A 9,317-nucleotide genomic window follows, 5' to 3' on the forward strand; every position below is an offset into this window, starting at 1 on the left:
CGGGAGCAAACTTCATGATTATCGCATCTCACTGTTTTTATGTTCAGAGGTGTCGCACTTCGTACTTGAATCCAAGGTACATAACAAGCAATTCAAGCTGATTCGCAACGCGTGGCATTTTTACCATGCGTTGGTTTTAGTGTTTAAGGTGGTATGCGGAAGCATAGGTATTGCGCTGCTCACACCTTAACAGGGCGTTATGACTCACACAATATTTCTGGTTAGGTAGTCTAGGAAAATCATGGGATTTAAATTTCGTAAACGTATAAAAATTGCACCAGGACTTCATGTCAATCTTAGCAAAAGCGGTGTTAGTACCTCTATCGGCAAGCCAGGTGCTACCGTAAATATTGGTAAAAAGGGTGTGAAAGCAACAGTCGGAATTCCAGGTTCTGGGCTTTCATATAGTCAGAGTTTATCTGAGAGCAACAGTTTTAATGAGAACAACTCACAAACCGAAAATGGAGGTTTCCTCTTCGGTAAGGTGTTAGCCGTGATCGTTATATTCTTCTTAGCGGTGCACTTTTTTGGTTCCCCCTCGGAACCTGCTGTATCTGTAAGTACTGTAGAGGCCAAAAGTTTACGTGTGCGTGTAGAGGCAACCCTCAACTCAAAGGTTATCAACCAATTAGTAGCTGGTGATGAGGTTGTGGTCTTGAAAACTAATGGTAGTTGGACATTAGTTGAAGGTGATGGTGTTAAAGGCTGGGTTGCTTCAGAGTACCTATCAAGTCCTAAGTCATAACAAACAATTCAAGCTGATTCGCAACGCTCGGCGTTTTCGGTTTCAATTAGTCTAGTGATTACGGTGAATTGTTTGAGGGTTGTGGCAGGCGTTGCTCACAACTTAATTGGGCGTTATGAGTATCCGCAATTTTAGAGACAAGGAGTCAATTTTGTTCAAGCTGTATTACTATCCAAACAATGCGAGTCTAGCTCCTCATTTTTTGCTTCATCATTTAAAAGCAGACTATGAGCTATTGTTAGTTGATAAAAAATCGAACTCTCAAAAATCAGCGGATTATCTTAGGCTCAACCCAGCAGGGCGGATACCGACCTTAGTTGTTAATGATCAGCCAATTTTCGAAAGTCCAGCTATCTGTATGCACATCTGCGAATTGCACCCTGAATCCGATTTAATGCCATCGTTAGGTGAGCCGACTCGTCCTTTGTTTTATCAATGGCTCGCGTTTCTCAATAATACGCTGCAAGCTGAACTTATGGTTCGCTATTACCCTCATCGCCACACTAACGATGAAGCTACCATTCCAAATGTAATAGCGGCGCAGGACGAAAGAATTGCTGATGCACTGTCAATCATCAACGACCAGTTAGAGCATCATGAATACTTGTTGGGTGACACCTTAACCGCATGTGACTACTTCTTGTTTATGCTTGCAGAATGGTCGTTACCAATTGAAAAGTCGCCACTTGATTTCAAACACCTAGCGGCGTATTTAAAGCGTCTTTGTTTGAACCCAACGATTAAAACGGTTTGCGACTTCGAGGGTATAGACCTCACACCATTTGAGTCATACTCATAACAAAGCATTTAAGAGTGATTCGCAACGCTTGGCGGTTTCGCTTCGCTCAAGTATAGCCAAGCGCTGCTCACACCTTAATGCGGCGTTAGGCTAATCAAGAGGAGGTCGATTGATGTTTGGAGAAATTGAGTCGTTTTTATCTTTGGTTGATCGAGTGAAAAAATCCTTGAGAAATACGCCAAATTTAGAATCGCGCTCTAATGAGCTTGTTTCTAGTCGCTTAGTTCGTGTCTATGAAGCTCATGGGGTTCATAGAAACCAAATCCCCAAAGTAATTGAAAGCTTGACTCTTCATGATGTAAGTACAGATGAGCGTCTCCTTGAAAAGCTCACTGATGAAATGCTCTTTTCAACATGTCAACTTTTTGGTATTAACAGAGACTGGCTTGAGGGCGCATCTGATGAAATTTATCCTACTTATAATTTTTATAAAGACCCAGCTAAATTTGAAGAGTTCTTGTCTGTATTAGTGGAAAAAGCAGGTAGCGATTCTCTTGATGGTGTCCTTTTATCAGTTGATAAAGTAGACCGTGGAACAGAAAGCGTGCTTATTTTACAAGAGGTAATCGGTTCAATTAATGATAAGCCATATTATCGCTATTACCCGTGTGGCGGTTGGGTTCTGTCGCACTGGAAATCAAGAGGTTATATCGCAGCTTGTATAGCGATGTGCTGGAAAAATAAAATCTACGTTCATGGTTCTTACTTAAGTAAGTCCATTGTTGACAGATACTCACATGGTTATCATTTATTGGATTTTGGTTGTGATGGTGTGCATCATTTAAATGGAGTTCGTTGGTATGCGGAAGATCTTGCCCTTGTACCAGAAACTTATTTGAAAAATATTGATCCTGAAAGAGAACAATATGGTCTACATGCGGCATTATCATTATGGTTTCAGCTATACAATCAAGGTTATCTAGATACAGGGTTTAATGATAAAAGTGTTGAATTGAGGTTCAGTGATGCACGTGAAAAATTAGCCTAACAAGCAATTTAAGAGGGATTCACAACGCTCGGCATTTTTGCTTCTACTTCAAATTTAGTGTTTATGGCACAATGCTTTAGGTTGGGTGGTAGCGTTGTTCACCCCTTAATTGGGCGTTAGGTGAATACAGGGAGTGATCGAATGGAATTAAAGTGTCACTGCGGAAACGTTAGCTTGGTGTTGAGTTCGTTTCCTAAAGAAGTTGGAGAGTGTAACTGTTCTATTTGTCGTCGCTATGCTGCGGCTTGGGCGTACTTTTCTCCAGAACAAGTTCAAATCAGAATGAATGAGAAAACATCTTTCTATTGTTGGGGTGACAAAGAAGTAGAATTTCATCGTTGCAACTCATGTGGTTGTTTGACGCACTACATAACAACACAGAAATGTTCCGAAGATATCTTGGCTGTAAATATGAGAATGGCCGAAAATGAAGTGCTTTCGAGTATTCCTGTACGTAAGATCAATGGTGCATCGTACTAATCACCTAACAATAAATTTAAGAGTGATTCACAACGCTCGGCGCTTTCACTTCAAGCTAGTTTAGTGTTTATGGCACAATGCTTTAAGTAAGGTGTTAGCGTTGTTTACACCTTAATTTGGCGTTAGGCAAAAGGAGTATAAATTGACAATCAGGAAGTACAAAATTGAGATATTGATATGTGTTTTGGCTACTCTATGTATTCTTTTTGGAGTCTTAACATCTTTCAAATATTCAGATTGGTCGTGGCTAGAGAGGTCAGGCTCTTTAGTCGTAGTTGTTGCCATTTCGTCTTTTTGGCAGTTTGGGTTGGCGCGAAAGAAGAAGTTGTCTGAATCCTTGTTAACTTATAATTCCGCAGTCGAAAGTCAACTTGAACGAGTAAAAGAGGGAAAGGCTGAACCTTTCATAGCTCTAGATATTAATGTGCCAGTGGTTAAACAATCGATTAAATCAAACGAAGAACAATATGATCGCCTCACTAAAATGGAGATCATCCTTGGAGGTATTGGTACTTTTGTTTGGGGGTATGCATCTCCAGTTTTCAATTTTTTAGCACCATTTCAGTAATTTGCCTAACAAGCAATTTAAGAGGGATTCACAACGCTTGGCACTTTTGCTTCTACTTCAAATTTAGTGTTTACGGTACACTGCGTTAAGTTGGGTGGAGGCGTTGTTCACCCCTTAATTGGGCGTTAGCACTATTCGGAGATAGTAAATGGATTCAGAAGTACGAAAATGTAAATGTGGTCGTTTCGTAGCAGATATTTACCATGATGATGGTGACTTTTACTTCACGACAGAACATTTTGGCTCTCGCTCCAAAGCAGTGCAGTGGGCTGAAGATTGGTGTAATTGGGCTAACCGCGTCGCCGACGGTGGTGTCGATAGCATTTACTATATTATTCAAGTTCCTGACACATGGCCTGGACCAGCTGTTGACGCTCATCCATATCATGGTTTGTTTGTTAAAATTGGTCGTTCTAAAAATGTTATTCAACGTCTTAAAAACCTACAGACGGGCACTTATGGCGACTTGGTTATTCACGCCCTTGAACCTGGAGGTAGTGAAAGAGAAGCTGAGCTTCATAAGCAATTTGCTAGTTTACGTCGTCAAGGTGAGTGGTTTTCGTGTAGTCAATCGTTGGCTGAGCATATATTTGATACTTGGAAAAAATACAAAATGTTGCCCCCAGAGCATCAACAAAAAGTTCTGATGCTGGGTGAGCGTTCAATTGCCTATCGACAAGTTAGAGAAATTCTTGGAAAAGCTCCAGATACAGTGAATCCTTCGTTAGAAGAGGACTGGCACGGTTCATTCTTTGTAGATCTGGTTTATAGTTCTTTAGCCAAATTAGGAAAATAGTGCTAACAAAGCATTTAAGAGTGATTCGCAACGCTTGGCGCTTTCGCTTCGCTCAAGTATAGCCAAGCGTCGCTCACACCTTAATGCGGCGTTATGCAACTACCAAGGTTTTGAGTTCTAATGCTATTTCTTTTCGGTTTATCAGTCTTCTGCAAACGATTTTATATTTAAGGAAAACAACAAAACTCTAAGCCTTAATCTGCTAGACTGCACATTGATATAAGTACTTCAGGAATACTCAAAATGAGCCAAGAACAGCCAAATAACCCATTACATGGTTTGACCCTTGAGAAAATTCTCGTACGCTTACAAGAACATTATGGTTGGGAAGGTCTGGATGCGGAAATCCAAATTAATTGCTTTTATAACAACCCATCAATCAAGTCGTCGTTAAAATTTTTACGTCGCACTCAATGGGCAAGAGACAAGGTAGAAGCATTGTATATTGAGACATTCTGCAAATAAGAAAATTTGCATAACAAAGCATTTAAGAGTGACTTACAACGCTTGGCGATCTCAGTTTAAACTTGGTTTTAGTGTTTCAGGTGCAATAGTTTGGGTTAGGTGTTTAGCGTTGTTCGCACCTTAATGCGGCGTTAGCCGACAAACAAAAATTTGAGTTATGGAGAACAAAGTGAACGTAAGGAAAGCGATCAAGCAAGACTCAGGTAAATTGTTAGAACTTATTGGACACAAAGCTGAGTTTGACCGAAGTATGAAAGGGTTCGACGGTGAAATCTCCACGACTAAAGAGAAGATTGAACGAACCTTATTTGGTGACTATCCGTTTGCCCACGCTTTGCTATTGGAAGTCGATGGCGAAGTTCAGGGTTTTGCTTTGTTTCATTATCGTTATTCATCCTTTCGCGGAGAGCCGTCTATTTGGCTAGATGATCTGCTAGTTATTGGTAAGCATCGGTCAAAGGGATACGGTGCAGAACTTATGCACGCATTGAAGACGGAAGCTCAGAAGTTATTAACTACTCATATTTCATGGACAGCCAGCCCACACAACACGAAAGCTCATGAGTTCTACAAAAAGTTAGGTGCAGAAGTTGAACGGATGGATGGTCAGCGTCCGTATTTCCGTTGGGCAATGTACGGCTAACAATAAATTTAAGAGTGATTCACAACGCTTGGCGCCGTCACTTCAAGTCAGTTTAGTGTTTATGGCACAATGCTTTAGGCAAGGTGTAAGCGTTGTTCACACCTTAATTTGGCGTTAGGCACAAATTCATAATTATCGTTAAAACGTAGAGGTTATACATGAGCAACCCCCCTGTTGATGAAATTTATAAAAATGCCCCTGGGGATGGCAGCCCTGATTGGGAACATACATTTTATGGCCACTTATCCGAATATGGCGAGTGGGACATTGAGAAATTTTGGATTTTTCACAAAGCGCTTATAGAAGTAGGAATGCTTGTTAAAGAAGGTACCAGTGTCGACAGAAATCTAGCATATGCACTGCTTTATATTCAGCATGGAGTCCTTGTTCATATCAGTTCCCACTTTGATTCTCGTGTTAGTTGGAAATTCGAGTCAATTGATGATGAAGAGCTACACGACTATGCCGAAAGGTTTCAGTTAGCAATACTTGGTGCAATTTCAGGGGATATTGTTCCAGAATCGTCTTTTGCCCTCATAAACCCGTTGATCAAGTAGTGCCTAACAAAGCATTTAAGAGTGACTCACAACGCTTGGCGATTTCAGTTTAAACTTGGTTTCAGTGTTTAAGGTGCAGTGGTTTAGGTTGGGTGTTTAGCGTTGTTCGCACCTTAATGCGGCGTTAGCCGTCAGCATGTATATCTAGGAAAGGAGTCCAAAATTGAAAGTAGCTTTAGTAACAGGTGGTTCGAAAGGTATTGGGCTAGAACTTGTTCTTCGATTGGTGGAATTGGGGTATCAAGTTGTCACGTGCTCACGCTCTGAAGCAGGGTGGACAAAAATGCTAGGTATCTACCCAGAATTAGACACTGTGGATCATAGGGTTGTAGACATTGCCGATGAAGAACAGCTAGCAGGTCTATTCTCGTATATTGAATCCGAATATCAGAAACTAGATGCTGCAGTGAATAACGCTTCTCCAGCACTAGTATCACGAGGCTATCTATCCCAAGTTGACATCGAATTACTTAAAGAAACCCTCAATGTCGATTTTTTGTGTCAGGCTTTATGTTTGAGAGCCGAGTTGAAGCTAATGGGTCCTGGCTCAAGCATAGTGAATGTAAGTTCGGTAAATGGCCTCAGACCAACGCCAAATGCATCAATGTACAGCGCATCTAAACATGCTCTGGAAGGGTTAACGCGCTCAGTTGCACTTGAGAGTATTGGATCTGGTATTCGAATTAATGCGGTAGCGCCAGGTGTAACATGGACTTCTCGTTGGGAGGATCGCCAACTTGAAAATGAAAATATCCGTTCAGAAGTATCAGAAGCAGTTCCCATGAAGCGGTTTGCTAGTACCAATGAGATAGTAGACGCAATAGCATTTTTACTCTCAGACAAGGCTACTTATATAGTAGGGCACACATTGGTGGTAGATGGTGGTTTGTCTTTGGCATAAACGGCTAACAATAAATTTAAGAGTGATTCACAACGCTTGGCGCTTTCACTTCAAGCTAGTTAAGTGTTTATGGCACAATACTTTAGCTAAGGTGGCAGCGTTGTTCACACCTTAATTTGGCGTTAGGCGACATAAGATAAACGATAGAGTAGTGATAGTATCTTGGCGTGAATCTAGCTTCAGTTAATTGAAAAGGAGTGGATTAATGAATGGTAAAGCATTTGATAATTGGCAAAAATCGCGAAAGAAAGGATGTTTAAATTGGCTTTTCAGAACTACTTTCGTCACAGCCATTTTGTACATGATTTTTAATGTTATTTTCCTTTATCCATCTTCTGATGCGGCAAGCATTACGATTTTCTTATCGGATAATGCTCTTAATTACTCAATTTACACGAACGGGATGTTTTTCGCATTTTGGGCTATTTGGCTATACAACGAATCTTCGTATGAGAAAGAAGTTAAACGTAGAAATGTCGCCTAACAAACTGTTCAAGAGGGATTCGCAACGCGTGGCATTTTCACTATGCGTTGGTTTTAGTGTTTAAGGTGGTATGCGGCAGCTTTGGTATTGCGTTGCTCACCCCTTAACAGGGCGTTAGCTGAATACTCATAATTACAAGTGAGATGTAATGGAATTTTTAACAAAACTAAAGGCTGATGATGTATTTGTCGCCTTATCTGCTATTTCTGCATTTTTCGCAGCAGTAGCGGCATGGTTTTCTTTTAATGTATCTAGAGAGTCGCTTAGATTTCAAAAGAAGTTAGCTAGCAATCAAGTGGTTTCTGTACAGCTAAACAGCGTTTTGAGTCTATTAGTTAATGTCAGGCTTGTTTTATCTGATGTTTATGGGGCACAGGATGCTGAGTTTAGTAGTGTTGAGTCGACCTTTCGAGAGTTCAAAAAGCAAATAAAGGCTATTTCTTATCAAACGCAATTGCCGCCAGAGCTTTTAATGCTAAAAGAAAAAACGACGGTAGCCCAATTAACGGATCATGAGATTGAAACTGCTATTAGTAGTATCCAAGAAAAGATTGAAGCACTTTGGGGATAATTCAGCTAACAAGCAATTTAAGAGGGATTCACAACGCTCGGCATTTTTGCTTCTACTTCAGTTTTAGTGTTTATGGCACAATGCTTTAGGTTTGGGTGGAGGCGTTGTTCACCCCTTAATTGGGCGTTAGGCGCAGTATGAAATTTCTTGGTTCAAATCTCCAATTTCTCTTTAGCCATTTGTTCTAGTTTTTCGGCAATTTGGCTTTATCTTCTCAAGTTCTTGAATCGCTTAACCCGTAAAACATGTCAAAGTTTGCGGGTTGCCTCATTCGGTTTTCTGGTCTGTTTGTTGTTAGTTTCTTTGGCTCAAATCGCTTCAATTTTACCTGTCTTCGAAATGGGTTTATTGGCTGAAATTTCGCTCTGGAAGTTAGCCTTTCCAAATTCCATTTCTATGCGCTGATTTGCCAATTTCTTTGGTGTTTGGGTTGCAGTGGGTTTCAGGTGCTTAGTCGCTTTAGCATTTGGGTTTTAATCAAATTCAGCGGGTTACGTGTATTTCTTTTAAAAAAGGTGTTTTTCCTAATTTCATTTTAACTATTTGCGTGAAGCGCCTAACAAAGCATTTAAGAGTGATTCGCAACGTGTGCCATTTTCACGATGCGTTGGTTTTAGTGTTTAAGGTGGTATGCAGGGGCTTCGGTATTGCGTTGCTCACACCTTAACAGGGCGTTATGTTCAATTGTAATTCAAAGGTTTAAAGGTCTTAGGATCTAGTTCTTTGTCCCTTTGGCAATTCGTCCCTAGTAGACTCAGCAAATCCGTATTGTCGGTCTAAGTTCTTGAATCTCTCAGCCCGTAAAACATGCCAATGTTCGAGGGTTGCTTCATTGTCAGGTCGTGGCGGCTGGTTGTCAGTGTAACTGGCTTAAAGTCGCTTTAGGATTCTTAGCCAATTAGCATTTCGGCTTGGCAGTTGTCTCGGCAATTCAACATTGTTTTGCGCTTTGGTTGGAAAGATAGGGCGTTTGCTGTTGTTTGGTCGGGTTGCCTCATTGGGCAGGGAAGTGGACTTACTGGTTTTAGGCTGGTCGCCTTTGGTGGTCAAGTCAGTTCTTACCTTGTGGCTTGGTTCAGAAAACTAGTCAGAAATAGCAGTTCTTTCTCAAGTAAATCAGTCGTTTGTGGTAAAACATAACAAACAATTCAACAGTGATTCGCAACGCTTGGCGCTCTCACTTCGAGTTGAGTTTAGTGTTTACGGCGCAGTGTTTAAGTTCAGTGTATGCGCTGCTCACACGTTAATTGGGCGTTATACCGCAGGAGAAAAATAAAACATGGAATTAGTTTCACCATCGTTAGAATTTGAATCCGAGTT

13 protein-coding genes are annotated in these 9,317 nt (G+C 40.9%); all 13 read left to right on the top strand.

Annotated features, from left to right (window positions below):
• On the top strand, positions 1 to 190 hold a 190-nt coding region (locus ACQEXS_RS21870; protein ID WP_427015191.1), incomplete at its 5' end, for a hypothetical protein.
• A 51-nt stretch (positions 191 to 241) separates the two neighbouring features.
• On the top strand, positions 242 to 745 hold the full coding sequence (locus ACQEXS_RS21875; RefSeq protein WP_427015192.1) for a DUF4236 domain-containing protein: 504 nt from the start codon (positions 242 to 244) through the stop codon (positions 743 to 745).
• A 151-nt stretch (positions 746 to 896) separates the two neighbouring features.
• Positions 897 to 1,544 (top strand): glutathione S-transferase family protein, encoded by a 648-nt coding sequence (locus tag ACQEXS_RS21880; RefSeq protein WP_427015193.1) that lies wholly within the window; start codon positions 897 to 899, stop codon positions 1,542 to 1,544.
• Between the two features lie 112 nt (positions 1,545 to 1,656).
• Positions 1,657 to 2,532, top strand: a complete 876-nt coding sequence (locus tag ACQEXS_RS21885) for a hypothetical protein (protein WP_427015194.1) — start codon at positions 1,657 to 1,659, stop codon at positions 2,530 to 2,532.
• 141 nt (positions 2,533 to 2,673) lie between these two features.
• Positions 2,674 to 3,012 (top strand): GFA family protein, encoded by a 339-nt coding sequence (locus ACQEXS_RS21890; protein ID WP_427015195.1) that lies wholly within the window; start codon positions 2,674 to 2,676, stop codon positions 3,010 to 3,012.
• 142 nt (positions 3,013 to 3,154) lie between these two features.
• Positions 3,155 to 3,580, top strand: a complete 426-nt coding sequence (locus ACQEXS_RS21895; protein ID WP_071236574.1) for a hypothetical protein — start codon at positions 3,155 to 3,157, stop codon at positions 3,578 to 3,580.
• A 148-nt stretch (positions 3,581 to 3,728) separates the two neighbouring features.
• Positions 3,729 to 4,376, top strand: coding sequence for a GIY-YIG nuclease family protein (locus tag ACQEXS_RS21900; protein WP_427015196.1), 648 nt, complete (start codon positions 3,729 to 3,731; stop codon positions 4,374 to 4,376).
• 243 nt (positions 4,377 to 4,619) lie between these two features.
• Positions 4,620 to 4,841 (top strand): VF530 family DNA-binding protein, encoded by a 222-nt coding sequence (locus ACQEXS_RS21905; RefSeq protein WP_004400149.1) that lies wholly within the window; start codon positions 4,620 to 4,622, stop codon positions 4,839 to 4,841.
• 157 nt (positions 4,842 to 4,998) lie between these two features.
• Complete coding sequence (locus ACQEXS_RS21910; protein WP_427015197.1) at positions 4,999 to 5,484, top strand: N-acetyltransferase family protein; 486 nt, start codon at positions 4,999 to 5,001, stop codon at positions 5,482 to 5,484.
• 158 nt (positions 5,485 to 5,642) lie between these two features.
• Positions 5,643 to 6,041 carry a hypothetical protein gene (locus tag ACQEXS_RS21915; RefSeq protein WP_427015198.1) on the top strand — a complete coding sequence of 133 codons (399 nt, stop codon included), beginning with the start codon at positions 5,643 to 5,645 and terminating at the stop codon, positions 6,039 to 6,041.
• Between the two features lie 163 nt (positions 6,042 to 6,204).
• Positions 6,205 to 6,942, top strand: a complete 738-nt coding sequence (locus ACQEXS_RS21920; protein ID WP_427015199.1) for an SDR family NAD(P)-dependent oxidoreductase — start codon at positions 6,205 to 6,207, stop codon at positions 6,940 to 6,942.
• Positions 6,943 to 7,147: 205 nt separating this feature from the next.
• Complete coding sequence (locus ACQEXS_RS21925) at positions 7,148 to 7,426, top strand: hypothetical protein (RefSeq protein ID WP_427015200.1); 279 nt, start codon at positions 7,148 to 7,150, stop codon at positions 7,424 to 7,426.
• A gap of 148 nt (positions 7,427 to 7,574) precedes the next feature.
• On the top strand, positions 7,575 to 7,997 hold the full coding sequence (locus tag ACQEXS_RS21930) for a hypothetical protein (RefSeq protein ID WP_332221154.1): 423 nt from the start codon (positions 7,575 to 7,577) through the stop codon (positions 7,995 to 7,997).
• Positions 7,998 to 9,317 lie beyond the last annotated feature (1,320 nt).

The organism is Vibrio sp. TRT 17S01 (assembly GCF_050113695.1).
Classification (GTDB): Bacteria; Pseudomonadota; Gammaproteobacteria; order Enterobacterales; family Vibrionaceae; genus Vibrio.